The sequence below is a fragment of the Streptomyces sp. NPDC046925 genome, from assembly GCF_040644915.1.
In the GTDB taxonomy this organism is placed as follows: Bacteria; Actinomycetota; Actinomycetes; order Streptomycetales; family Streptomycetaceae; genus Streptomyces.
In genome coordinates this window covers 135,563-159,984 of the sequence record NZ_JBEYWZ010000005.1, presented here as the reverse complement: position 1 = coordinate 159,984, position 24,422 = coordinate 135,563, and the positions used below count along the sequence as shown (strand labels likewise).

At 70.6% G+C, this 24,422-nt stretch carries 19 protein-coding genes and 1 pseudogene; 15 read left to right on the top strand and 5 right to left on the bottom strand.

The annotated features are described in order from the left end of the window. Positions 1 to 97 precede the first annotated feature (97 nt). The gene (gene acs, locus ABZ906_RS22175) at positions 98 to 2,101 is read right to left on the bottom strand and encodes an acetate--CoA ligase (protein ID WP_361385133.1); all 2,004 of its coding nucleotides are present in this window, start codon (positions 2,099 to 2,101) and stop codon (positions 98 to 100) included. Between the two features lie 49 nt (positions 2,102 to 2,150). Next, positions 2,151 to 4,514: a SulP family inorganic anion transporter gene (locus tag ABZ906_RS22170; RefSeq protein WP_361385130.1), complete on the bottom strand. Its 2,364-nt coding sequence runs from the start codon at positions 4,512 to 4,514 to the stop codon at positions 2,151 to 2,153. A 352-nt stretch (positions 4,515 to 4,866) separates the two neighbouring features. Between ABZ906_RS22170 and ABZ906_RS22165 the strand changes: the two genes are divergently transcribed. Further along, positions 4,867 to 6,153, top strand: coding sequence for a hypothetical protein (locus tag ABZ906_RS22165; RefSeq protein ID WP_361385127.1), 1,287 nt, complete (start codon positions 4,867 to 4,869; stop codon positions 6,151 to 6,153). A gap of 55 nt (positions 6,154 to 6,208) precedes the next feature. Here ABZ906_RS22165 and ABZ906_RS22160 read toward each other — a convergent pair whose 3' ends face one another. After that, positions 6,209 to 7,189, bottom strand: a complete 981-nt coding sequence (locus tag ABZ906_RS22160; protein WP_361385124.1) for an ATP-binding protein — start codon at positions 7,187 to 7,189, stop codon at positions 6,209 to 6,211. A gap of 101 nt (positions 7,190 to 7,290) precedes the next feature. On the opposite strand from ABZ906_RS22160, the gene ABZ906_RS22155 reads away from it, so the two are divergent. After that, positions 7,291 to 8,106 (top strand): oxidoreductase, encoded by an 816-nt coding sequence (locus ABZ906_RS22155; protein ID WP_361385121.1) that lies wholly within the window; start codon positions 7,291 to 7,293, stop codon positions 8,104 to 8,106. Positions 8,107 to 8,454: 348 nt separating this feature from the next. Here the strand turns inward: ABZ906_RS22155 and ABZ906_RS22150 are convergent, their stop codons facing one another. After that, complete coding sequence (locus ABZ906_RS22150) at positions 8,455 to 9,294, bottom strand: HAD-IB family hydrolase (protein WP_361190948.1); 840 nt, start codon at positions 9,292 to 9,294, stop codon at positions 8,455 to 8,457. Between the two features lie 521 nt (positions 9,295 to 9,815). Between ABZ906_RS22150 and ssd the strand changes: the two genes are divergently transcribed. The 7 genes and pseudogenes from ssd to ABZ906_RS22115 all read left to right on the top strand — a co-directional run. Continuing rightward, positions 9,816 to 10,955, top strand: coding sequence for a septum site-determining protein Ssd (gene ssd / locus ABZ906_RS22145; protein WP_361385118.1), 1,140 nt, complete (start codon positions 9,816 to 9,818; stop codon positions 10,953 to 10,955). Next, entirely contained in the window at positions 10,952 to 12,136 is a 1,185-nt protein-coding gene (locus tag ABZ906_RS22140; protein WP_361385115.1) for a TadA family conjugal transfer-associated ATPase, read from the top strand. The genes ssd and ABZ906_RS22140 overlap by 4 nt, the downstream gene beginning before the upstream one ends. Beyond that, positions 12,133 to 13,014, top strand: coding sequence for a type II secretion system F family protein (locus ABZ906_RS22135; RefSeq protein WP_361385112.1), 882 nt, complete (start codon positions 12,133 to 12,135; stop codon positions 13,012 to 13,014). The genes ABZ906_RS22140 and ABZ906_RS22135 overlap by 4 nt, the downstream gene beginning before the upstream one ends. Beyond that, a complete protein-coding gene (locus tag ABZ906_RS22130) occupies positions 13,011 to 13,805 on the top strand; it encodes a type II secretion system F family protein (RefSeq protein WP_361385109.1) in 795 nt (264 codons plus the stop codon). Before ABZ906_RS22135 ends, ABZ906_RS22130 begins: the two co-directional genes overlap by 4 nt. 126 nt (positions 13,806 to 13,931) lie before the next feature. Next, complete coding sequence (locus ABZ906_RS22125) at positions 13,932 to 14,144, top strand: DUF4244 domain-containing protein (protein WP_361385107.1); 213 nt, start codon at positions 13,932 to 13,934, stop codon at positions 14,142 to 14,144. Positions 14,145 to 14,184: 40 nt separating this feature from the next. Beyond that, positions 14,185 to 14,577: a TadE family type IV pilus minor pilin gene (locus ABZ906_RS22120; protein WP_361385104.1), complete on the top strand. Its 393-nt coding sequence runs from the start codon at positions 14,185 to 14,187 to the stop codon at positions 14,575 to 14,577. Continuing rightward, positions 14,574 to 14,906, top strand: a pseudogene (locus tag ABZ906_RS22115) (Rv3654c family TadE-like protein); the annotation flags it as partial. The gene ABZ906_RS22120 and the pseudogene ABZ906_RS22115, both read left to right, overlap by 4 nt. A 36-nt stretch (positions 14,907 to 14,942) precedes the next feature. On the opposite strand, the gene ABZ906_RS22110 reads toward ABZ906_RS22115, so the two are convergent. Continuing rightward, positions 14,943 to 17,396 carry a DEAD/DEAH box helicase gene (locus ABZ906_RS22110; RefSeq protein ID WP_361385101.1) on the bottom strand — a complete coding sequence of 818 codons (2,454 nt, stop codon included), beginning with the start codon at positions 17,394 to 17,396 and terminating at the stop codon, positions 14,943 to 14,945. Positions 17,397 to 17,476: 80 nt separating this feature from the next. On the opposite strand from ABZ906_RS22110, the gene bldG reads away from it, so the two are divergent. The 6 genes from bldG (at position 17,477) to ABZ906_RS22080 (ending at position 24,252) form a co-directional block, all read left to right on the top strand. After that, the gene (gene bldG / locus ABZ906_RS22105; protein WP_005475923.1) at positions 17,477 to 17,818 is read left to right on the top strand and encodes an anti-sigma factor antagonist BldG; all 342 of its coding nucleotides are present in this window, start codon (positions 17,477 to 17,479) and stop codon (positions 17,816 to 17,818) included. A gap of 113 nt (positions 17,819 to 17,931) precedes the next feature. Then, positions 17,932 to 18,369 (top strand): ATP-binding protein, encoded by a 438-nt coding sequence (locus ABZ906_RS22100; protein WP_361190962.1) that lies wholly within the window; start codon positions 17,932 to 17,934, stop codon positions 18,367 to 18,369. Positions 18,370 to 18,718: 349 nt separating this feature from the next. After that, on the top strand, positions 18,719 to 21,127 hold the full coding sequence (locus ABZ906_RS22095; RefSeq protein WP_361385098.1) for a sodium-translocating pyrophosphatase: 2,409 nt from the start codon (positions 18,719 to 18,721) through the stop codon (positions 21,125 to 21,127). Between the two features lie 186 nt (positions 21,128 to 21,313). After that, positions 21,314 to 21,895, top strand: coding sequence for a small secreted protein (locus ABZ906_RS22090; protein WP_361190967.1), 582 nt, complete (start codon positions 21,314 to 21,316; stop codon positions 21,893 to 21,895). Positions 21,896 to 22,111: 216 nt separating this feature from the next. Further along, complete coding sequence (locus ABZ906_RS22085) at positions 22,112 to 23,668, top strand: class I SAM-dependent methyltransferase (protein WP_361385095.1); 1,557 nt, start codon at positions 22,112 to 22,114, stop codon at positions 23,666 to 23,668. Between the two features lie 386 nt (positions 23,669 to 24,054). Further along, positions 24,055 to 24,252 (top strand): hypothetical protein, encoded by a 198-nt coding sequence (locus ABZ906_RS22080; RefSeq protein WP_361190972.1) that lies wholly within the window; start codon positions 24,055 to 24,057, stop codon positions 24,250 to 24,252. Positions 24,253 to 24,422: the final 170 nt, after the last annotated feature.

The following is a 24,422-nucleotide window of genomic DNA, read 5'->3' as shown; positions in this document are numbered from 1 at the left end:
ACCCAACGTGCGCCCGGACGTATCCGGCGATCTTCACTTTATGCGCAAGAGGGGCACCCGGCGTGCTGCCGGATGCCCCTCATTGGCTCGGGTCTGACTAGTCCTCGCTGGGCGCGGCCGGCAGCTTGGTCTGGATCAGGTCCATCACGGAGGAGTCCGTGAGCGTGGTGACGTCTCCCAGCTCGCGGTTCTCGGCGACGTCGCGCAGGAGGCGCCGCATGATCTTCCCGGACCGCGTCTTCGGCAGCTCGGCCACCGGCAGGACGCGCTTGGGCTTGGCGATCGGGCCGAGCGTCGCGCCCACGTGGTTGCGCAGGTCCGCGACGAGCCCCTCGTCGTCGGCGTTCGCCGTGCCCCGCAGGATCACGAAGGCGACGATGGCCTGTCCGGTGGTCTCGTCCGCGGCGCCGACGACGGCGGCCTCGGCGACCGCCGGGTGCGAGACGAGCGCCGACTCGACCTCGGTGGTGGAGATGTTGTGGCCGGACACGAGCATCACGTCGTCCACGCGGCCCAGGAGCCAGACGTCGCCGTCGTCGTCCTTCTTGGCGCCGTCACCGGCGAAGTACTTGCCCTCGAAGCGCGACCAGTAGGTGTCGATGAAGCGCTGGTCGTCGCCCCAGATGGTGCGCAGCATGGAGGGCCACGGCTCGGTCAGGACGAGGTAGCCGCCACCGCCGTCCGGCACTTCGCGCGCCTCGTCGTCCACGACGGTCGCCGAGATGCCCGGCAGCGCGCGCTGGGCGCTTCCCGGCTTGGTCTCGGTCACGCCGGGCAGCGGCGAGATCATCATGGCGCCGGTCTCGGTCTGCCACCAGGTGTCCACGATGGGGCACTTGTCGGCGCCGATGTTCTTGCGGTACCACATCCAGGCCTCGGGGTTGATCGGCTCACCGACCGACCCGAGGACCCGCAGGCTGCTGAGGTCGAACTTCGCGGGGATGTCGTCGCCCCACTTCATGAACGTACGGATCGCCGTGGGCGCGGTGTAGAGGATGGTCACGCCGTACTTCTGGACGATCTCCCAGAAGCGCCCCTGGTGCGGGGTGTCGGGCGTGCCCTCGTACATGACCTGGGTCGCGCCGTTCGCCAGCGGGCCGTACGTGATGTACGAGTGCCCGGTGACCCAGCCGATGTCGGCCGTACACCAGTAGACGTCGGTCTCCGGCTTGAGGTCGAAGACGGCGTGGTGGGTGTACGCGGCCTGCGTCAGATAGCCGCCGGAGGTGTGCAGGATGCCCTTCGGCTTACCCGTCGTGCCCGACGTGTAGAGGATGAAGAGCGGGTTCTCCGCGTCGAACGCCTCGGGGGTGTGCTCGGCGGACTGGCGCTCGGTGAGCTCGTGCCACCAGACGTCGCGGCCCTCGGTCCACGCGACGTCCTGGCCGGTGCGGCGCACGACGAGGACGTGCTCGACGGAGCTGTCCTCGCGCGCGACGGCGTCGTCGACCGCGGGCTTCAGGGCGGCGGGCTTCCCGCGGCGGTACCCGCCGTCGGAGGTGATGACGACCTTGGCGTCGGCGTCCTTCACGCGCTTGGCGATGGCGTCGGCCGAGAAACCGCCGAAGACCACTGAGTGCGCGGCGCCGATGCGGGCACAGGCCAGCATCGACACGACGGCCTCGGGGATCATCGGCAGATAGACGGCGACGCGGTCGCCCTGCCCGACACCGAGCTCGGTCAGCGCGTTGGCGGCGCGGCTGACCTCGTCCTTGAGCTCGGCGTAGGTGATGGCCCGGCTGTCGCCGGGCTCACCCTCGAAGTGGATCGCCACACGGTCGCCGTTGCCGGCCTCCACATGACGGTCCACGCAGTTGTACGCGACGTTGAGCTTGCCGTCGGCGAACCACTTCGCGAAGGGAGGGTTCGACCAGTCGAGCGTCTCGGTCGGTTCGGTGGACCAGGTCAGCCGGCGGGCCTGCTCGGCCCAGAAGCCGAGCCGGTCAGCCTTGGCCTGTTCGTACGCCTCCGCGGTGACGTTGGCGTTGGCCGCCAGGTCGGCCGGCGGCGCGAACCTTCGCTCTTCTTTAAGAAGGTTGGCCAGGCTTTCGTTGCTCACGACATCTCCCATTCCCAGGGTGTCCGTTGTGTCCAAAGCCACAGCTCATCAGACGTATACCCCTGGTGACAAGAGCCTGCCGAAAATTGGTTTAGACCTTTACTCGGCCGGTTGGCTCCTCACGCGGTGATCCTTCGTGCGGTGACGGTGTGACCTGGTCGAACACGTCGTCCGGGCTCTCCGTGAGGAGATACGCCTGGGCCTCGCCGACATGGAAGTACATGCCGTGCAGTTCCAGGGTGCCCTCGGCCATGCGCCGCGCCACGGACTCGTGACCGCGCAGATGCTCCAACTGCTGGACGACGTTGGTCAGGCAGAGCTGCTCGACCTCGTCGGCGGGCGCCCGCCCCGCGAGCCGCGCCCAGCCCTCCTCCTTGTGCGCCGCGAGGCGTTCGAGGCTCGGCGCGCCGTGCCGCAGCCACCGCTTCAGGGGCGTCTGGGCGCCGCCGGGCGGGGTGGCGAGCAGCGCCTGCATCGCCCCGCACCCGGAGTGCCCGCACACGGTGATCGACCGCACCTGAAGGACGTCCACCGCGTACTCGATCGCCGCGGCCACCGAGTCGTCACCGCTCTCGGCGCCCGGCAGCGGCACGAGGTTGCCGACATTGCGTACGACGAAGAGGTCACCGGGGCCGCTCGACGTGATCATCGAAGTGACGAGCCGGGAGTCGGCGCAGGTCAGGAAGAGCTGCGAGGGCTGCTGGCCCTCGCGCGCCAGGCGTGCGAGCTCGCCGCGCACATGCGGCGCGGTGTTCCGCTGGAACGCGCTGATGCCGCTCGCCAGTTGATACCCCTTGGGCTGCTCCTCGCCCGGGGAAGTCTCCTGGGGGCGGTCGCAGTGGTGGTTGCGCCAGGCCGTCCAGGGCCGGCAGCAGGAGTGCGACGCGCTCGCGGGCTCGGCGATCCGCGTCCCCGCGCGCCCGGTCACCTCGACGGTGCCGCCCTGCGCGGTGTGCGCGTCCTGCCAGCACTGCAGCGCTTCGTATGCCGCGTGGTCCATGAATGATCCGTCCAACTCCACGATGGTCGTGGCCTCTTGGGGTACGAGATGGAGCGCCCTGCTCAGGCGCGGCACGGCGAGGAACGTCAGCTGGCCGCGCACGCGCACGTGGTGGACGCCGTCGTCCTCGGTGTGCGTGATGCGGGTGCGGGCGAGGCGGTGCAGCGCGACGGCCACGGCGACGGCGATGCCGACGGCCACGCCTTCGAGCACGCCGAAGAAGACGACGCCGAGTGTCGTGGCGGTGTACGCGAGGATCTCGCGGTGGCGGGTGATGGTGCGGATGTGGTTCAGGTTCACCATCTGGATGCCGACCGCCATCACCAGCGCGGCGAGCGCGGCGAGCGGGATCAGCTCAAGGACGGGAACCATCAGCAAGGCGGCTACTACTACCCAAACGCCGTGCAGCATCGTGGAGTTCCGGCTGACGGCGCCGGCCCGCACATTGGCCACACTGCGCACCGCGACCCCGGCGACGGGGAGCCCGCCGAGCGCCCCGGACAGGGCGTTCGCCGCGCCCTGGCCGAGCAGTTCGCGATCCAGGTCGGAGCGGTTGCCGCCGGCGAGCGGTTCGCGCCGTCCCGAGACGAGCTTGTCCACGGCGACGGCGCCGAGCAGCGACTGCACGCTGCAGACCAGCGTGATCGTGAGGACCGCGGCGACGAGCCCGAGCACCGGTCCTTCGGGCAGGCCCGCCAACGCGTGACTGCGCCACGACGGCAGTTCGACCTTGGTCACGCTCAGCCCTGCGAGGGCGGCGACGGCCGTTGCCGCGGCCACGGAGACGAGGGGTGCGGGCACGACACGGACGGCTTTCCCCGCACGTCCGGGAATCCGCGGCCAGAGCAGCAGGATCGCCAGGGTCAGCACGCTGATCGACAGTGTGGCGGGATGGAGATCCGCCAACTGGCCCGGAATCGCGCGGAGGTTGTCGAGGACGACGCTCTGCGGGGTGCCGCCGAGCACGATGCGCAGTTGGGCGACGGCGATGGCGACGCCGATGCCCGCCAGCATGCCGTGCACGACGGCGGGGCTGACGGCGAGCGCCGAGCGGGCCACGTGCAGGCAGCCGAGGGCGAGTTGGGTGAGTCCGGCGAGGACGGTGATGGCGCAGGTGGTCCGCCAGCCGTACTGGTGGATGAGGTCGGCGGTGACGACGGTGAGCCCTGCGGCGGGGCCGCTGACCTGCAGCGGAGATCCACCGAAGCGTCCGGCGACCAGGCCGCCGACGGCGGCGGCGACGAGGCCCGCCTGGAGCGGTGCTCCGGTGGCGAGTGCGATGCCCAGGGACAGCGGCAGGGCGATCAGGAAGACGGCGATCGACGCGGAGACGTCGGCGCCGGCGATGCGGAACTTACGGAACTTGCGGAACTTGCCGGGCGGCGGCCCGTGGGGCTCGTGGTCGCGTGATGCGTGGGCCGAGTCGGTGGCGTGAGTGGGGACGCAGGCAGACATGGTTTCCCGTCTCCTCCGGGGCAGCGCGGTCGCGGAACAGGGGGTCCTCCGGCGATGTCCGGAGGGCGGGTCGCGGCCGTGGGTCACGGCGTTGCAGCGGCGGGATCTATCAACTCTCGGTAAACGAATCGTAATGCAGAGTAAAGGTCTCGGATAGACAAATGTGTCAAATGGGGCACTAGATCACCCTGAAGGGTGAATAAAGCATTTTGTCGGCTTGTCGGACCGTGAGGTCAAAGCTCGCGTGCGACCTTGGCGGCGCTATCGGGTTTTCGTGGCGATTTATGCCGTGATGCCCGCCGGTGACGACCCCTGAAGTGAAGCCGACTTGAAGGAAGAAGGTGGGCGGAAGATGGCCGCCACCCAGAGGATCCAGCGGATCGCAGCGGGCTCCACCGCCCTCGTGGCATCTGTCGCGGTACTGGCCGGTTGCGCGAGCGGCACCGGCGAATCCGGCGCCGAGAAGGGCGCGCACGGCGCCAAGAAGGCGTCCCCCGCCCCCGCCCCCAAGAGCGCGGTCCGCATGATCGGTGACGGCTCCACCGCCTTCACCGGCAAGCAGCCGCACCTGCCGAGGCCCGAGCGCCTGAGACCCGGCCAGAAGCCGCCGCAGTTCGTGGTCTTCTCCTGGGACGGCGCGGGCGAGGACAGCCAGAAGCTCTTCTCGCACTTCCGCAAGGTGGCCAAGCGGAACGACGCCACGATGACGTACTTCCTCAGCGGCGTGTACATGCTGCCCGAGTCCAAGCGGAAGCTCTACGAGCCGCCGCAGCACCAGTCCGGCAGCTCGGACATCGGCTTCAACGACCGCAAGGGGATCAAGGAGACCGTGGAGCAGCTCCGCGGCGCCTGGCTCGAAGGCAATGAGGTCGGCACCCACTTCAACGGCCACTTCTGCGGCACCAGCGGCGGAGTGGGCCAGTGGTCGGTCGACGAGTGGAAGAGCGAGATCAACCAGGCCAAGTCCTTCGTGAAGGCCTGGAAGACGAACACGGGCATGAAGAAGGCGCTGCCCCTGCCCTTCGACTACGACAAGGAACTCGTCGGCGCCCGCACGCCCTGCCTCGAAGGCCAGAAGAACTTCATGCGGGCGGCCCGCGAGCTGGGCTTCCGCTACGACACCAGTGGCGTCAACGACCAGGTCTGGCCCAAGAAGAAGGAAGGTCTCTGGGACCTTTCGATGCAGCTGGTCCCCGTCCCCGGCCGCAAGTTCGAGACGCTCACCATGGACTACAACTTCATGGTGAACCAGTCCGGCACCACGTCACAGGGTGACCCGAGCAAGCACGAGTACTGGGGCGACCAGATGCGCGACGGCCTGCTCCAGGGCTTCGACCGCGCCTACAAGGGCAACCGCGCCCCGCTGATCATCGGCAACCACTTCGAATCCTGGAACGGCGGCACGTACATGCGCGCCATCGAGGAGACGATCGAGAAGGTCTGCACGAAGCGCGAGGTGCGGTGCGTGTCCTTCCGGCAGCTCGCCGACTGGCTCGACGCCCAGGACCTGCAGACCGTGGAGCGCCTCACCAAGCTGCGTGTCGGCAAGGCGCCGAAGGAGGGCTGGGCGTCCTTCCTCTCCGCCCAGCCCGCACCGGCCCCGAAGGGCGTCCCCGGCGCCCCTGCGGACAAGTCCTGACGTCCTTGGGTTAGTTCGGCTCGGCTGGCCTCGGCTCAGCTGACGTCGGCGCGGCTCAGGCCGTGGCGACGATCCGCTCGCCGAGAACGAAACCGGGGTCGACCTGGGCAGCCAGGTCGGCTCCCGTTCGTTCGTTGCCCCAGCTCTGCGCGTTCTTCAGGTGGAAGTGGACCATCTGACGGGTGTAGCGGTCCCAGTCCCTGCGCTCGTACGAGGTGTCGACGGCGCCCTGAAGGGCCTGCAGCGAACGGCGGTTGTCGTCCTCCAGGAGCTCGAACCGGGGCGGACGGCCCTTCTCCATGGAGCGCACCCAGTCCGAGTGACCGACCGTCACCAGGAGGTCGTCGCCCACCTGCTCGCGCAGGAAGTCGATGTCGTCCTGGCCCTGCACCTTGTTGCCGACGACCTTGAGGTCGATGCCGAAGTCCCGTGCGTATTCCTTGTACTGGCGATAGACGGAGACCCCCTTCCGGGTCGGCTCGGCCACCAGGAACGTCATGTCGAAGCGGGTGAACATGCCGGACGCGAAGGAGTCCGAACCCGCGGTCATGTCGATGACCGCGTACTCGTCGCGTCCGTCGACCAGGTGGTTCAGGAACAGCTCCACCGCCCCCGTCTTGGAGTGGTAGCAGGCGACACCGAGGTCGGCTTCGGTGAACGGCCCTGTGACCATCAAACGCACGGCTGCGCCGTCGAGTTCCACCGGCCGCGCGCAGGCGTCGTACACCGGGTTGTCCTCGCGCACCCGCAGGATCCGCGAGCCCTCGCCGGGCGGCGTCGTCTTGATCATCGTGTCGGCCGAGGCGATCCGCGGATTGGATCCCCGCAGGTAGTCCTTGATGAGCGGGAGGCGCGCGCCCATGGCGGGCAGCCGGGCGGCGTCCGCCTCGTCGAGACCGAGTGCGGGCCCCAGGTGCTGGTTGATGTCGGCGTCCACCGCGAGGACCGGAGCTCCGGTGGCGGCGAGGTGTCGGATGAACAGCGAGGACAGCGTGGTCTTGCCGCTGCCGCCCTTCCCTACGAAAGCGATCTTCATGTTCACCAAGGGTAGCCGGACGACTACCTGACGTATCGATCCGGCGTGAAGAAGACCACTCCTTCGTGGGGGGAGCGCCGGGGGTGCGTAGGGTCGTACTCATGAGTACGACAGCCGATCCGCTCGCGGCCCTGGGCGCACTGCCCGGCGTGGCCGACTCCGTGGACTCCGTGCGCAAGGCCGTGGACCGGGTCTACGGCCACCGGATCATGCGGCGCCGCAGCAGCGAGATCACCTCCGAGGCGGCGCTGCGCGGCGCACGCGGTTCGGCGGCGCTCTCCGGTGCCGACTGGGCACTCGAAGAGGTGCGCCGCCGCAGTGACTTCAGCGGCGACGCCGATGCCCGTACGGTCGGCGCGGCCCTGCGGCTGACCGCGGAGGCCGGGCAACTCCTGTCCATCTGGCGGCAGTCACCGCTCCGGGTGCTCGCCCGCCTCCACCTGGTCGCCGCCGCTGAGAACGACGAGGCCGCGGGGCGGCCGCGTCTCGCGGGCGAACCGGTGGACGAGCCGCTGGTCGAGCTCGACGTGCCGGACTCCGACGAGGTGGCGGGCCGCCTCGAGGGGCTTTCGCAGCTGATCATCGCGGGCGGCTCCGCGCCGGCCCTGGTGACGGCGGCCGTGGTGCACGGAGAACTGCTCAGCCTGCGCCCCTTCGGCTCGCACAACGGCCTGGTCGCGCGGGCCGCCGAGCGCATCGTCCTGGTGGGCAGCGGACTCGACCCGAAGTCGGTCTGCCCGGCCGAGGCAGGCCACGGGGAACAGGGTCGGGCGGCCTACGTAGGGGCACTCGACGGCTACGCGTCCGGGACGCCGGAGGGGATGGCCGCCTGGATCGCCCACTGCGGGCGCGCGGTCGAACTGGGTGCCAGGGAGTCGACGGCGGTCTGCGAGGCCATGCAGCGCGGCGCGGCGTAAAGGCTGCATACGCAGGAACGCGGGGCTCCGTACGCAGAATGCGGGCCCCTGCACAGGGATGCGGCGGTACGAGTTCTCGTACCGCCGCTGGCATGTTCACCGGGTTACCAAGCGTCCTCGAGAGTTGCCCATCAGGTCGGGAACGTTGCCCGTCACCTGGTGCGGCTGGCCCGTAATCGACGGGTCGACGTCGCGTGGGTGCTCGGTGTTCATGCTTCGGTCCGTGGGGCCTTGGTTGCGTTTAAAGGTGATCCTCTCGGATGTCCTTGGTCTCGCGGGCCGTTGAATCCTTTGTACTCCTGTCCTGGACTAAGCGGAAGTCCTGGCACTACTTCTTTACTTTTAGGTTCAAACAAGGGTGAATCGGGCGCGCGTGGTCCGGCGTCGGCTCACGAACCACACGAGCCCCGCGGTGGCCGCCGCGGCACCCACCGCGGCCGCCGCGACGAGTGCGGGCCGGGACGGTGTCTGGCGCCGTTCCTTGAGCCGCACGGGACGGTGGAAGTCAAGAATCGGCCACCCGCGCGCGAGGGCCTCGCGGCGCAGGGCGCGATCGGGGTTGACCGCGTGCGGATTCCCCACGGATTCGAGCATCGGGAGGTCGGTCGCCGAGTCGCTGTACGCGTGACAGCGGTCGAGGTCGTACCCCTCGGACTCCGCGAGCTCCTTGATCGCCGTCGCCTTGGTGGGCCCGTACGCGTAGTACTCCACCTCGCCGGTGAAACAGCCGTCCTCGCCGACGACCATCCGGGTCGCCACCACCCGGTCCGCGCCGAGGAGCTCGCCGATCGGCTCGACGACTTCGGCGCCGGAGGTGGAGACGATGACGACGTCCCGCCCCGCGGTGTGGTGCTCCTCGATGAGGGAGGCGGCTTCGTCGTAGATGATCGGGTCGATCAGGTCGTGCAGCGTCTCGGCGACGATCTCCTTGACCTGTTGCACGTTCCATCCGCGGCACAGCGCGGACAGATACTCGCGCATCCGCTCCATCTGGTCGTGATCGGCGCCGCCGGCGAGGAAGACGAACTGCGCATATGCAGTTCGCAGTACCGCCCTGCGGTTGATCAGGCCGCCTTGGTAGAACGACTTGCTGAAGGTGAGAGTGCTCGACTTCGCAATGACCGTCTTGTCCAGGTCAAAGAAGGCGGCTGTGCGGGGCAAGGAGTGGTTTTCCACGAGGTCGAGCATAGGCGCCCACCATTCGGCGTAAGGTGAGGCGCGTGGGTTTGCCTGAGAAGGCTCTCGGGTACACCATGGAAGTCACGGATCGTTCGCGACCGTGCTAACCCGGTCTGGCTCCTCCCCCCCCGAGTCGGACCGTGGGGACGACCCCCGCTCTCCCCCCCGGCGGGGGTCGTCGCATGTCCGGATGGGTTTTCCCGCCATCCTCCGACCCTCATTCGATCGCCAGACGCCTCTCGACGGCCGTCGCGGCGATCTTTTTTCTTGCCCATGATTCGTCACTGTGTGTAGTCGTAAGGCTGCTGTGCGGAAGCCTTTTGAGTTGTCACTGGTATGGGTGAACGGGATATTCACAGGCCCCGTCTTGTCCACAGTTATTGAGCAAGATCCACACGTTATCCGCGATCGCTGCACGCTGATTCCGCCCGTTCTGCACGCGAAGTTCATGGCCGGATTGCCTTGTCCGGTTCATCGCCGATGTGGAACACGGCATTCAACGGGCTTGTAGTGAGAGGGGGCCGGGGATCGTGACTGGAGTGATTACACGTGACGGGCCGCCGCCGTCCGACGGACGGCACGGCGGACCGCTGATCGTCACGGAAGATGTGGAGCTGCTCGACGACCTGCTGCGGCTGTGCGCCGCCGCCGGGGCGCGACCCGAGGTGCAGCACGGCGTGCCCGAGCGCAGGGGAGGCTGGGACGCGGCGCCCCTGATCCTCGTCGGGGACGACGCGGTGGACCGGGTGCGGGGAGCCGCACGCAGGCGCGGCGTCGTCCTGGTCGGGCGGGATCAGGACGACCCCGGGGTCTGGCAGCGCGCGGTGGAGATCGGCGCCGATCATGTGCTCGTGCTGCCGGACGGCGAGCGGTGGCTGGTGGACCGCATCGCCGACGTCGCCGAGGGCGTGGGGCGGCCCGCGCTCACGGTGGGGGTGATCGGCGGGAGCGGAGGAGCCGGTGCCTCGACACTGGCGTGCGCCCTCGCCGTCACGGCGGCCCGCGCGGGGCGGCGCACGATGCTCGTCGACGGCGACCCGCTCGGCGGCGGCCTCGACGTGCTGCTCGGCGGAGAGGCGGCCGACGGACTGCGCTGGCCCGCCTTCGCGCAGTCCAGGGGCCGGGTCGGCGGCGGCGCGCTCGAGGAGTCGCTGCCCGAGCTGCATTCCCTGCGGGTCCTGAGCTGGGACCGGGGTGATGCGGTGGTCATTCCGCCCGAGGCCATGCGGGCGGTGATCGCTGCCGCGCGGCGGCGGGGCGGGGCGGTGATCGTGGACCTGCCGCGGCGCGTGGACGAGGGAGTGGCCGAGGCGCTGGCCCAGGTCGATCTGGGGCTCATGGTGGTCCCGGCTGAGCTGCGTGCGGTGGCCGGGGCGCGGCGGGTCGCGTCCGCGGTGGGCATGGTGCTGCGGGATCTGCGGGTGGTGGTCGGCAGGGGCGGCGCCGGGGGCGGCGGACGCGGCGGGCTCGACGGGGTTGGTGGCTTCGACGCGGACGAGGTCGCGCGGCTGCTCGGACTGCCGCTCGTCGGCGAACTGCCACGCGAGGCTGGCCTGCTGACCGCGCAGGCCGCGGGAATGCCGCCCGGAGGCGCCGTGCGGGGGCCGCTGGCCCGGTTCTGCACGGCCTTCTGGGAGCGCGTCCCGGTCGACGCCGGAGGCGGCTCATGAGCGCCGTCGTCGGGGCCAGGATGCTGGACGGGGTGCGCCAGTGGCTCGCGGAGAACGGGACCGAGCCGACCCCGGCCCGCGTCGCCGAGGCGCTGCGGGCCCGGGGCGGGGTGCTCGGCGACGCGGAGATCCTGGGCGCGGCGGCACAGCTGCGCTCGGAGCTGGTGGGCGCGGGGCCCCTCGAGGCGCTGCTCGCCGACGACTCGGTGACCGATGTGCTGGTGTCCGCGCCCGACCGGGTGTGGGTCGACCGCGGCAAGGGCCTGGAGCTGACCGGGGTTTCCTTCCGGGACGCGGCGTCGGTGCGGCGGCTCGCACAGCGCCTGGCGGCCGTGGCCGGACGCCGGCTCGACGACGCCAGGCCCTGGGTGGACGCACGGCTCCCGGACGGAACTCGCCTCCACGCGGTGCTGCCTCCGGTCGCCGTCGGGTCGACCTGCCTCTCCTTGCGTGTCGTACGCCCCCGGGCCTTCACCCTCGCGGAACTGACCGCGGCGGGGACGGTGCCGCCGGGCGGGGACCGGGTACTGCGGGCCATGCTCGACGCCCGCCTCTCGTACCTGATCAGCGGCGGCACGGGTTCGGGCAAGACGACCCTGCTGAGCGCGCTCCTCGGTCTCGTCGGGCCGGGTGAGCGGATCGTGCTCGCCGAGGACTCGGCGGAGCTGCGCCCCGACCACCCGCACGTGGTGCGTCTCGAAGCCAGACCGGCGAACCAGGAGGGCGCCGGGCAGGTCGGCCTGGACGATCTGGTGCGGCAGGCGCTGCGGATGCGCCCCGACCGGCTGGTCGTGGGCGAGGTGCGGGGCGCGGAGGTCGTGCATCTGCTTGCCGCCCTGAACACGGGCCATGAGGGCGGCTGCGGCACGGTCCACGCCAACGCCGCTCGGGACGTGCCCGCCCGTCTGGAGGCGCTGGGGACAGCGGCCGGGCTCGACAGGGCGGCGCTGCACAGCCAGTTGGCCGCCGCGCTGTCCGTGGTGCTCCATCTCGTACGGGACAGGGCGGGGCGACGGCGGATCGCGGAGGTGCATGTCCTGGAGCGAGACCCGTCCGGCCTCGTGGTGACGGTGCCCGCGCTGCGGTGGGGCGAGAAGGAATTCGTCCGGGAGCGGGGCTGGGAGCGGCTGGAATCCCTTCTGGCAGACGGTGGTGGGAGTGGCGGGAGTGGTGGGGGATGAGTGCGACGGGGATGGCGGCGGCCGTGTGTGCGGGAGGCGCGGCCTGGCTGCTGGTCGGGCGGGACCGGGGGCTGCGGCGGGCGCGGGCGGTCCTGGCGGCCGGGGGCGAGATCACGTCGGGGGATGTGGCGTGGCGACGGGCGGTGACCCGCGTCCGTGGCCGGGTGCGGCACGAATGGTGGGCTCTGGCGGGCGGCGCGGCGATCGGCTTGCTCGGGGAGTCTCTGGTGCCGCTGGCCTTGGGGGCGGCGGGGGTGCCGCTGATACGGCGCGTACGGCGGGCCAGGGACGCGCGACTCCTGGAGGAGCGGCGGGCCGCCGGGGTGATCGCGTTGTGCGGGGCGCTCGCGGGAGAGGTGCGGGCGGGGCGGCAGCCGGGGGAGGCGTTGAGAGCCGCGGCTGACGGGGGCCTCGGGCTCGGTGAGGACGGAACTGGCGCCGTCGCGGGGCTCGGGGAGGCGCGGGCCGGGGTTCTGGCGGCGGCGCGGTTCGGCGGGGATGTGCCGGGGGCGCTGGAGGTGGCGGCGCGGGAGCCGGGGGCGCGGGGGCTGCTCGGGCTCGCGGCGTGCTGGCGGGTGGCGGTGGACCGCGGTGCCGGACTGGCGGCGGGGCTCGAACGGCTGGAGGGCGCGCTGCGGGCGGAGCGGGATCAGCGCGCGGATCTGCGGGCCCAGTTGGCGGGGGCGAGGTCAACGGCGGTGATGCTCGCGGGGCTTCCGGTCCTCGGGCTGCTCATGGGGAGCGCGCTCGGGGCGTCGCCGCTGCGGGTGCTGCTGCACACCGGGGCGGGGCTCGGATGTCTGGCGGTGGGCGGGGCGTTGGAGGGCGCCGGCGTGTGGTGGGCGCTGCGGATCGTACGAGGGGTGGAGGAGCGATGAGTTCTGTGGCGCACGAGGCGGGGGTGGTCGTGTGGAGTGCGGCGGCCTTGCTGTGGCTCGTGTCGGCGGTCCTGGCGGCGCGGCGTGAAAGGGCGGCGCGGGGGCGTTCGGGGGTCGTGCTGGGGGTGGCCGATCGGGCGCCGGCGGGGCTGACGCGGCGGTGGTCCGTGCGGTGCTTCCGGCGGCGGGACGTGGTGCGGGGGTGGTCGGCGGTTTCCGGGGCGGTGTGTGCCGGTTGGGTGTTGGTGGGCGGTGTTCCGGGGTGCCTCGTGGGGCTGGGTGCCGGGTACGGGATGTGGCGCTGGCAGCGGGGGCGGGGCGGGCGTGCCGCGGAGTCCGACGACGCGGAGGCGGCTCGGCAACTGCCCTTGGCCGCTGACCTCCTGGCGGCCTGTGTCGCCGCGGGCGCGGGGCCTGTCGTGGCCGCACAGGCGGTGGGCGATGCGCTGAAGGGGCCGGTGGGCGAGCGGCTCGCGCAGGGGGCCGCCGAGTTGCGGCTCGGCGGTGAACCGGGTGACGCGTGGCGGGGGTTGGGTGCGATACCGGGCGCGGGGGCGCTGGCCCGGCTCCTTGAGCGAGCTGGGGATTCGGGGGCTCCGGCGGCGGAACCGGTGGCGCGCCTCGCCGCGGACTGCCGTGCGCAGCGGAGTCGTGCGGCCACGGCGGCAGCGCGCAGAGCCGGAGTCCTGATGACGGCGCCGGTGGGGCTGTGCTTCTTGCCCGCGTTCATCGCGGTGGGGGTGCTGCCTGTGGTGATCGGCCTGGCGGGTGGGTTGTTGAGCGGCATCTGAACGGCATCTGAGCGGCATCCGAGCGGCTCGGCGGCTGATGGACCCTGCGGGGCCGAGTGGCTGGACGGTGGCTTCGCGAGGCGGGCTGCCGTGACTTGAACGGACTGCGATTTCACGGGGGTTGAGATGTGGGGACAGCTGTGTGCACGGGCGTCGCGACGCGGGGCGCGCGGAATGCGGGGGTTGCGGGGGGACGCGGGGATGGTCACCTCGGAGTACGCGATGGGGCTGATCGCGGCGGTGGGATTCGCCGGGCTGCTCTACAAGGTGGTGACGAGCGGGCAGGTCAGGGCGGCTTTGCAGGCGGTCGTGGAGAAGGCGCTCGATGTCCGGTTCTGACGCGGTGTCCGGTTCTGAGGCGGTGTCCGGTTCTGGTTCGATGTCCGGTTCTGAGAGAGGGCTGGGCGGTCGGTGGCGCCCCGGGGACCATGGGTTCGTGACGGCCGAGGCGGCCGTGGTGCTGCCCACGCTGGTGCTGTTCACGATGGCGCTGGTCTGGGCGTTGCTGACCGCGTCCGCGCAGATCCAGTGCGTGGACGCGGCACGGGCCGGGGCGCGTGCGATGGCCAGGCAGGACCCCGACAGCGCGGCCGTGGCGGCGGCTCGGCAGGCGGCGCCGCGTGGTGCGTCGGTGGCCGTGCGGCGGGACGGCGACCTGGTGCGGGTGCGGGTCGAGGCGGACTCGCCGGGGCCGGGAGCGCTCGGGCTCGGTCTGCGGGCGCGGTCGGAGGCCGTGGCGTTGGCCGAGGAGACGGTGGGGGTGGGCGTGTGAGGGGCTTGTGGGCTCCGCGATCCGCGTCGGACCGGGGAGCCGCCACGGTGTGGGTCGTCGTCGTGCTGGCCGTGCTGTGCGTGATCTGCGGCGCGGTCCTCGCGATGGGGCAGGTGATCCTCGCCCGCCACCGCGCGGGCGGCGCGGCCGACTTGGCGGCGCTGGCGGCCGCGGACCACTGGACGCAGGGGCGTGCCGGGGCGTGCGCGGCGGCCGGGCGGGTGGCCGAGGCGCAGGGGGCTCGCGTCGTGCGGTGCGCGATGACCGGCGAGATCTCGGACGTCACGGCGGCCACGGACTTCGGGCCGTTCGTGACCGAGGTCAGATCCCGGGCGGGTCCGGCGGGGCCGGTCGCACCGATGCCCTCAGGGGGCGGGGGCGTCCTTGAGGAGGGTGGTGAGAAGGCGGACAGCGCCGCGTTTGTGCAGGGGGTCGTTGCCGTTGCCGCACTTCGGGGACTGGATGCAGGACGGGCAGCCGGCCTCGCACTCGCAGGAGGCGATGGCCTGGCGGGTGGCGGTCAGCCACTCCCTGGCCGTGTGGAAGGCCCGCTCGGCGAAGCCCGCGCCGCCCGGATGGCCGTCGTACACGAAGACGGTCGGCAGGAGCGTGTCCGGATGGAGCGGCACGGAGACACCGCCGATGTCCCAGCGGTCGCAGGTCGCGAAGAGCGGCAGCATGCCGATGGAGGCGTGCTCGGCGGCGTGCAGGGCACCGCCGAGGATCTCCGGATTGACCCGGGCCGCGTCCAGCTGGTCCTCGGTGACCGTCCACCAGACGGCGCGGGTGCGCAGGGTGCGGGGCGGCAGGTCCAGCTTGGTCTCGCCGAGCACCTCGCCGGTGATCAGCCTGCGGCGCAGAAAGGAGACGACCTGGTTGGTGACTTCCACGGAGCCGTAGCAGAGGCGGCCCGAGCCCCAGGGGATCTCGGTGTCCGTCTCCAGGATGGAGATGGCCGTGGTGTCGCGGGCGGTCGTGGAGTACGGCGGACCGGCCTCCTCGACCAGGGCGACGGAATCCTCCAGGTCGAGGCGGCGCACGAGATACGTACGGCCTTGGTGGAGGTGGACCGCGCCCTCGTGGACGGCGGTGTGCGCGGCTGCCGCGTCGACGGTGCCGAGCAGCCGCCCCGTGCCCTCCTCGACGATCTGGACCGGCTTGCCGCCCTCGCCGCGGATGTCGGTGAGGTCGGCGGCCCGCTCCCTGCGGGTCCAGTGCCAGGCCTTCGTGCGCCGCCGCAGCAGCTTGGCGCCCTCCAGCTGCGGGAGCAGTTCCTCGGTGGCCGGGCCGAAGAGGGCCAGGTCATCGTCCGTGAGGGGAAGCTCCGCGGCTGCCGCGCAGAGGTGAGGCGCGAGGACGTAGGGGTTGTCGGGGTCGAGGACCGTCGACTCCACCGGCTGCCGGAACAGCGCTTCGGGGTGGTGGACGAGATACGTGTCCAGCGGGTCGTCACGGGCGACGAGCACGGCGAGCGCGCCCTGCCCGGAGCGCCCGGCACGGCCCGCCTGCTGCCACAGGGAGGCGCGGGTTCCCGGATAGCCGGAGATGATCACGGCGTCGAGGCCGGAGACGTCCACGCCCAGTTCGAGAGCGGTGGTCGCCGCGAGGCCGAGGAGTTCGCCGGAGTGCAGGGCCCGCTCCAGGGCGCGGCGCTCCTCGGGGAGATATCCGCCCCGGTAGGCGGCCACGCGGCGGGCCAGGGAGCGGTCGACCTCCCCGAGGCGTTCCTGGGCGATCACCGAGATCAGCTCGGCGCCGCGCCGGGACCGTACGAAAGCGACCGAGCGGACGCCCTGGACGGTCAGATCGGTGAGCAGGTCCGCCGTCTCGGCGGTGGCGGTGCGGCGGACGGGGGCGCCCTTCTCGCCGTGGAGCTCGGTGAGCGGGGGTTCCCAGAGGGCGAAGACGAGGTCGCCGCGGGGTGAGGCGTCGTCGGCGACCTCCTTCACCGGAAGGCCGGTCAGCCGTTCGGCGGCGATGGCCGGCTCGGCGGAGGTGGCGGAGGCGAGGAGGAAGACGGGGTCGGAGCCGTAGCGGGCGCAGAGGCGGCGCAGGCGGCGCAGCACCTGGGCGACGTGGGAGCCGAAGACGCCGCGGTAGGTGTGGCACTCGTCGATGACGACATAGCGCAGGGCGCGCAGGAAGGAGGACCAGCGGGGGTGGGACGGGAGTATCCCGCGGTGCAGCATGTCGGGGTTGGTCAGGACGTAGTTGGCGTACTGGCGTACCCATTCGCGTTCTTCGACGGGGGTGTCGCCGTCGTACACGGCGGGGCGGACCGCGTTTCCCAGAGGCGCCGCCAGTTCGCGCACGGCGCGGCGCTGGTCGGCGGCCAGGGCCTTTGTCGGGGCCAGGTACAGCGCGGTCGTGCCGCGGCCGTTGGGGGCCTCGGAGCCGTCGAGGAGGGCCGAGAGGACGGGGGCGAGGTAGGCCAGCGACTTGCCCGAGGCGGTGCCGGTGGCGACGATCACCGACTCGCCGTCCAGGGCGTGCTCGGCGGCGAGTGCCTGGTGGGCCCAGGGATGTTCGATACCGGCCGATTGCACGGCGGCGACGACCTCGGAACGAATGCGATCAGGCCAGACTGCATATCGTGCCGCGCGCGGGGGCAAGTGCTCCGTATGAGTGACGCGCGCAGCACGGCTCGGCCCAGCGGTGAGCCGGTCCAGGACCGTCCGTGGAGACGTGCGTACCGGGGCGCCCGTGGAGGGTCCGCCGGGCGGAGAAAAGTTGGCCATCGGCACCGAGTGTGTCACTGGCGGGATGGACAATGGTCCCAAGGCGTCGTGCACGCCTGCCGGTAAGTGATTGAATGCCATCGCGGCTGGCGATCCGTCCTGGGGGCTCTGCCGAGGTGTCCCGAGGGATGACCGCTCGATAGCAAGGTGCTGGAGGATCCGTGGACCTGTCCCTGTCGACCCGTACCGTCGGCGATCGTACGGTCGTCGAGGTCGGTGGCGAAATCGATGTTTATACCGCGCCCAAGTTGCGCGAACAGTTGGTCGAGTTGGTGAACGACGGCAGTTTCCATCTGGTCGTCGACATGGAGGGCGTCGACTTCCTCGACTCCACCGGGCTCGGCGTTCTGGTCGGCGGCCTGAAGCGGGTGCGTGCCCATGAGGGCTCGCTGCGCCTGGTGTGCAACCAGGAGCGTATTTTGAAGATCTTCCGCATCACCGGCCTGACCAAGGTGTTCCCCATTCACACCTCGGTCGATGAAGCGGTCGCGGCCACCGACTGACGGCCGGATGTCCCGGGTCGCCTGCTTGAGCGGCCCGGGGGTGGCAGTACAGCAGGGGACCGGGCCCTCGGCCCGGCCCCCTGACAGCACGCGCGTATGTCCGAGGGGGATGCATGGCCACCGTTGAACTCCGCTTCAGCGCGCTGCCCGAGCACGTCAGGACCGCCCGTCTCGTGGCGGCGGCGGTCGCGCGCAGGGCCGGAGTGGACGAGGCCGTTCTCGACGAGGTCAGGCTCGCTGTCGGCGAGGCCTGCACGCGTGCCGTCGGGCTGCACCAGAGCAACGGCGTGGACGCGCCGGTGCGGGTCGCCCTGATCGAGGACGAGAAGCAGTTCTCCATCGAGGTCGGCGACGAGGCTCCGCACGCGACGGCCGGCGACCGGCCGTCCGGTTCCGGGCCCGATGCGTCCGTCGACACGGAGACCGAGGGCGAGGACGAGATGGGTCTCGCCGTCATCAGCGGTCTCGTGGACGACGTGGAGGTCACCGCGGGCGAGGGCGGCGGTCTGATCCGGATGACGTGGCCGACGACCCCGGCGACGCTCCTCTGACCCTGCGGGCCCACCAGCCTCTGACCCTGCGGCCCCACCAGCCTCTGGCTCTCCGGTCCCACCGGCCCCCTCTCCATCGCCTTACCCAGGTCTTGCTCCCGGCGCGGGAGCAGGGCCTTTTCTTATTTTGATCATTATTTTGATCATTGCCTCGGTCAATTGCCCGGGGACTGCCGACCGTCGTCAACGGTTTTGAGGCATTACCACTTTTGGGGTCAGTCTGCGGTCGCGATCATTTGCTGGGAAGCAATCTCCGGCCAATTCCGTTTGCGGCGCTCTGTTTTGATCAGGTTCCGCTCCCTACAATCCGTCCACATCTTGAGCTCAGCCCAAGCGTCAAGGAGGACGAATGGCGGGGCTTTCTACCCCTCATCAGTTTGACCAGCCCACAACCTTCGCAGCCGCAGTACTGACCGACGGAAACCGCCTCATCGTGATGGTCATCGCGGCCATCGCGATCGCGGCGCTCGCGGTCGCCTGGGTGCTCGTACGCCAGGTGCTCGCGGCCACCGAGGGCACCGACAGCATGAAGAAGATCGCGAAGGCGATCCAGGAGGGCGCCAATGCCTATCTCGGCAGGCAACTGCGTACTCTCGGTGTATTCGCCGTCGTGGTGTTCTTCCTGCTCATGCTGCTGCCCGCAGACGACTGGAATCAGCGTGCCGGCCGATCGATCTTCTTCTTGATCGGTGCGGTGTTCTCGGCGACCACTGGCTATATCGGCATGTGGCTCGCCGTACGCAGCAATGTTCGCGTGGCGGCAGCCGCCCGAGAGGCCACTCCGGCGGAAGGAGAACCCGAAAAGGATCTCACCGCCGTTTCGCACAAGGCCATGAAGATCGCTTTCCGCACGGGCGGCGTTGTCGGCATGTTCACGGTGGGGCTCGGTCTTCTGGGCGCCTCCTGTGTAGTGCTCGTCTACGCGGCCGACGCGCCGAAGGTCCTCGAAGGCTTCGGCCTCGGGGCGGCGCTGATCGCGATGTTCATGCGTGTCGGCGGCGGCATCTTCACCAAGGCCGCCGACGTCGGCGCCGACCTGGTCGGCAAGGTCGAGCAGGGCATTCCGGAGGACGACCCGAGGAATGCCGCGACCATCGCCGACAACGTGGGCGACAACGTCGGCGACTGCGCCGGTATGGCCGCCGACCTCTTCGAGTCGTACGCCGTGACCCTGGTCGCCGCGCTGATCCTCGGCAAGGTGGCGTTCGGCGACTCCGGACTCGCCTTCCCGCTGATCGTTCCGGCGATCGGCGTCGTGACGGCGATGATCGGGATCTTCGCGGTGGCGCCGCGGCGCTCCGACCGCAGCGGCATGACCGCCATCAACCGCGGATTCTTCATCTCCGCGTTCATCTCGCTGGCGCTCGTGGCCGCGGCGGTCTTCGTCTACCTGCCGTCGACCTACGCCGACCTCGACGGCGTGACGGACACGGCGATCGCGGGTCACGACGGCGATCCGCGGGTCCTCGCGGTCGTCGCCGTCGCGATCGGCATCGTCATGGCCGCGCTGATCCAGCAGCTCACCGGCTACTTCACGGAGACCAGCCGGCGTCCGGTCAAGGACATCGGCAAGACCTCGCTCACCGGTCCGGCCACCGTCGTCCTCGCCGGCATCTCGATCGGGCTCGAATCCGCCGTCTACACCGCGCTCCTGATCGGGCTCGGCGTGTACGGGGCGTTCCTGCTCGGCGGTACGTCGATCATGCTCGCCCTGTTCGCGGTGGCGCTGGCCGGAACCGGTCTGCTCACCACGGTCGGCGTGATCGTGGCCATGGACACCTTCGGTCCGGTCTCCGACAACGCGCAGGGCATCGCCGAGATGTCCGGTGACGTCGAGGGCGCGGGCGCGCAGGTGCTCACCGACCTGGACGCCGTCGGCAACACCACCAAAGCCATCACCAAGGGCATCGCCATCGCCACGGCCGTCCTGGCGGCCGCGGCGCTCTTCGGCTCGTATCGCGACGCCATCGCGGGCGCGGCCAAGGACGTCGGCGAGAAGATGGGCGACGGCGCCCCGATGAACCTGGTCATGGACATCTCGCAGCCCAACAACCTGGTGGGCCTCGTCCTGGGCGCCGCGGTCGTCTTCCTCTTCTCGGGTCTGGCGATCAACGCGGTGTCGAGGTCGGCCGGTTCCGTGGTCTACGAGGTGCGGCGGCAGTTCCGCGAGCGCCCCGGAATCATGGATTACACGGAGGAGCCGGAGTACGGGCGCGTCGTCGACATCTGCACGAAGGACGCGCTGCGCGAGTTGGCCACGCCAGGTCTGCTCGCCGTGCTCACGCCGATCGCGGTCGGCTTCTCGCTCGGCGTCGGCGCGCTCGGCTCGTTCCTGGCCGGCGCCATCGGCACCGGCACGCTGATGGCGGTCTTCCTCGCCAACTCGGGCGGTGCCTGGGACAACGCGAAGAAGCTCGTCGAGGACGGCCACCACGGCGGCAAGGGCAGTGAGGCCCACGCAGCGGTGGTGATCGGCGACACCGTCGGTGACCCGTTCAAGGACACCGCGGGTCCCGCGATCAACCCCCTCCTGAAGGTGATGAACCTGGTGGCGCTGCTGATTGCGCCCGCGGTCGTCCAGTTCAGTTACGGGGATGACGCGAGCGCCGGTCTGCGGGCACTGATCGCGGTGCTCGCGATCCTCGTCATCATCGGCGCGGTGTACATGTCCAAGAGGCGTGGCATTGCCGTGGGCGACGAGGAGGAGGGTGATGCCGAGCGCGTAAAAAGCTCGGCTGACCCGGCCGTGGTTTCGTAACACCGGGTCAGACTCTGCCCAACACAGGGCGGGCGGCGCGTTCTGACGCGACGTCCGCCCTTCGTGTGTCCCGTGAGCCTTCTCTCGCACTCTCCGCTTGGTGCAAATGGCTGCAATAGGGGTGGTACCGGACCCTCGGCATGCGGTTGTAACCCGGTTGGCGTGTAAGTTCCGGGGCCGAGAGCCATGGAAGGGACCAATCCGGTGAACAAGAAGCTTGCAGCCGCACTGTCCGGCGGTGCGGTACTGGTACTGGCGCTGTCGGGCTGCAGCGACGACGGCAACGAGAAACTGGACTCATGGGCCAAGGACGTCTGTGACTCCGTTCAGCCGCAGTCGAAGAAGATCGCCGATGCCAACGCGGCGATCCAGAAGGAGACCTCGGACAACAGCTCGCCGGAGGACGTCCAGAAGACCGACTCCAAGGCGTTCCAGGACATGTCCGACGCCTACAAGGCGATGGGCGCCGCGGTGAAGAAGGCGGGGGCTCCGCCGGTCGACGGCGGACAGAAGAAGACCGACGACGCGGTCAAGGAACTGAACGCCATCTCCAAGTCGTACGGCGACCTGAAGAAGAAGGTCGACGGCCTGGACACCAAGAACCAGGCCGACTTCGCCGACGGGCTCAAGAGCGTGGCCGGTGAGCTGGACAAGCTGAGCAAGAGTGGTAACGAGGCGCTGGAGAAGTTGCAGGAGGGTGAGGTGGGGAAGGCGATGAGCAAGCAGGACAGCTGCAAGTCGGCTAGCGCTACGCCCTCCGCCGCCTAGGGGTTGCCCCCCTTCTTTGGTGCGTTGCCCCGGCGCTGGGGACTACCCCCCCCGGCGCCGGGGCAGCGTTGCTTTGACCGTTGCCCGGCGTTGGAGGGCTGTGCCCACCCGTCCCGCCTTGCGGAACGCCTGCCCACAGCGGGACCGGTGGAACGCCTGTCCACAGCCGGGTGACCGCAGCGGTGGATCTGGGCGTGAACGGGTCACAATGACTGGGTGAGTATTGCTAGCGCCCCCCTGCCCTCGTCCGATCGTGCCGACGTCTCCGCTCAGTTGCGGGAAGCCCTGCTGGCGGCCGACTTCACCGCTGACGGGCTGCTCGAGCTCCTCGGGGCGCCTGCCTACACGGCGCTCGCCCGCAGCGAGACCGTGCCCGCGCTGCGGGCCACCCGTGGAGAGGGCCCGCTGGAGACCCTCGTACGCCTCTTCCTGCTGCAACGTTCCGTGCCGCACGCGCGCGTGGCGGCCGTTCTGCCGGTCGGCCCTCTCCAGGAGAGCGGTTGGCTGTCCGCTGCGGACGGCGAGGGTGCCCTGAAGGCGACCGTGGACGTGCGGCCCTACGGCGGCCCGAACGGCGAGGACTGGTTCATCGTCTCGGACCTCGGGTGCGCCGTCGGCGGCGCCGGTGGCATCGGCAGCCATGACGAAGGGGTCGTACTCGGCGTGGGCGGGGCGTCCACGACGCTCGCGGGCCTCACGGTGCGTACGCCCGTGGCCAGCGCTCTCGATCTCGGCACCGGCTCCGGGATCCAGGCGCTGCACGCCGCGCAGCACGCGACCCGGGTGACCGCGACCGACCTCAACCCCCGTGCCCTGCACATCACGCGGCTCACCCTCGCGCTGTCCGGCGCGCCCGAGGCCGACCTGCGCGAGGGCTCTCTCTTCGAACCCGTGGGCGAGGAGACGTACGACCTGATCGTGTCCAATCCGCCCTTCGTGATCTCTCCCGGCGCGCGGCTCACCTACCGCGACGGCGGGATGGGTGGGGACGATCTGTGCCGGTCGCTCGTTCAGCAGGCGGGGGAGCGGTTGAACGAAGGGGGATATGCGCACTTCCTCGCCAACTGGCAGCACGTGGAGGGGGAGGAGTGGACCGAGCGGCTCCGGTCCTGGGTGCCGCGCGGGTGCGACGCGTGGATCGTGCAGCGCGAGGTGCAGGACGTCACGCAGTACGCCGAGCTGTGGCTGCGGGACGCCGGTGACCACCGGACGGACCCGGAGGAGTACGCGGCGCGGTACGACGCGTGGCTCGACGAGTTCGAGGCCCGCAAGACGCGCGCGGTCGGCTTCGGATGGATCACGCTGCGCAAGACCGGCGCCGGGTCGGGCGCCGGAGCAGCTGCCGGATCAGGTGCCGCCGAACCGTCCGTGACCGTCGAGGAGTGGCCGCACCCCGTCGAGCAGCCGCTCGGCGAGACGGTCCGGGAGCACTTCGCGCGGCAGGACTACCTGCGGACGCACGACGACGCCGCGCTGCTCGCCGGGCACTTCAAGCTCGCGGCCGAGGTCGTGCAGGAGCAGGTCGGACTGCCCGGCGCCGAGGACCCGGAGCACGTCGTGCTGCGCCAGCACCGCGGGATGCGCCGGGCCACCAAGGTGGACACGGTGGGCGCGGGCTTCGCCGGTGTGTGCGACGGCACGCTGAGCGCCGGGCGCATCCTCGACGCGATCGCGCAACTGGTCGGCGAGGACCCCGTACTGCTGCGGGACCGTACGCCCGCGCAGATCAGGCTCCTGGTCGAGCAGGGCTTCCTGGAGCCGGTCGGCTCGTAGCGTGCTGGAACCGGTCGGCTCCTGGCGGGTGCGAGCTCCTGGCGGGCGCGAGCTCAGCGGGCGCGAGGACGCCGTCAGGAGCGGGTTGCCGGGCCGTTGGCGGTACGCGTACGGCGTGTCTCGTACGTTTCGGGGACATCTGTCTCCCGTTCTGGGTGGGATGGACGGGCGTCGGCGAGCGCCGGACGTACTCCGGAAACCGCCGGACGCACAGCGAGACGGTGGACGGTGCGAACCAGCTCCGGGGTGACCGGTTCCGGTCGAGTTGGGCCCGGCACCCGGCGGTGATTCAAGCCGGGCGCCGTCCGTTCACCCGCGGTTCGCGCCCCGGCTTCCCGGACGTGTCAGTTTCCCAACCCGGGAACTCAGTACGGGGAGGCAATGACATGGAGAGCGGACCAGCGATCTTCGCGGGCACCGTATTCGCGCTGTTCGGAGCGGGACTGCTGCTGTGGACCGGGGCACGCGTGGCACACCGCGCGCCCGTCGCCGAGGGTGTGAGCCCTGTCGCATCCGCGACGCTCGCCGCGCTCGCGGGATCGGCCGCACTGGTGCTCGGAGTGTGGTGTTTCACTCGCATGTGACCGGAAAGCGGTCGGTGGCCGCGGGGCGGTACGGGCCGTAGGCCCGGCGCGCGAGGTGAAGCCGGTGGTGAACCCCGTGGTGAAAGGGCAGGTCGCTACTCCGGGCGGCAGGAATGGCGGTAGTCGGGTTACCGTTCGAGTGGCCGTTGCGGGCTTTTCCCGTTTGACAC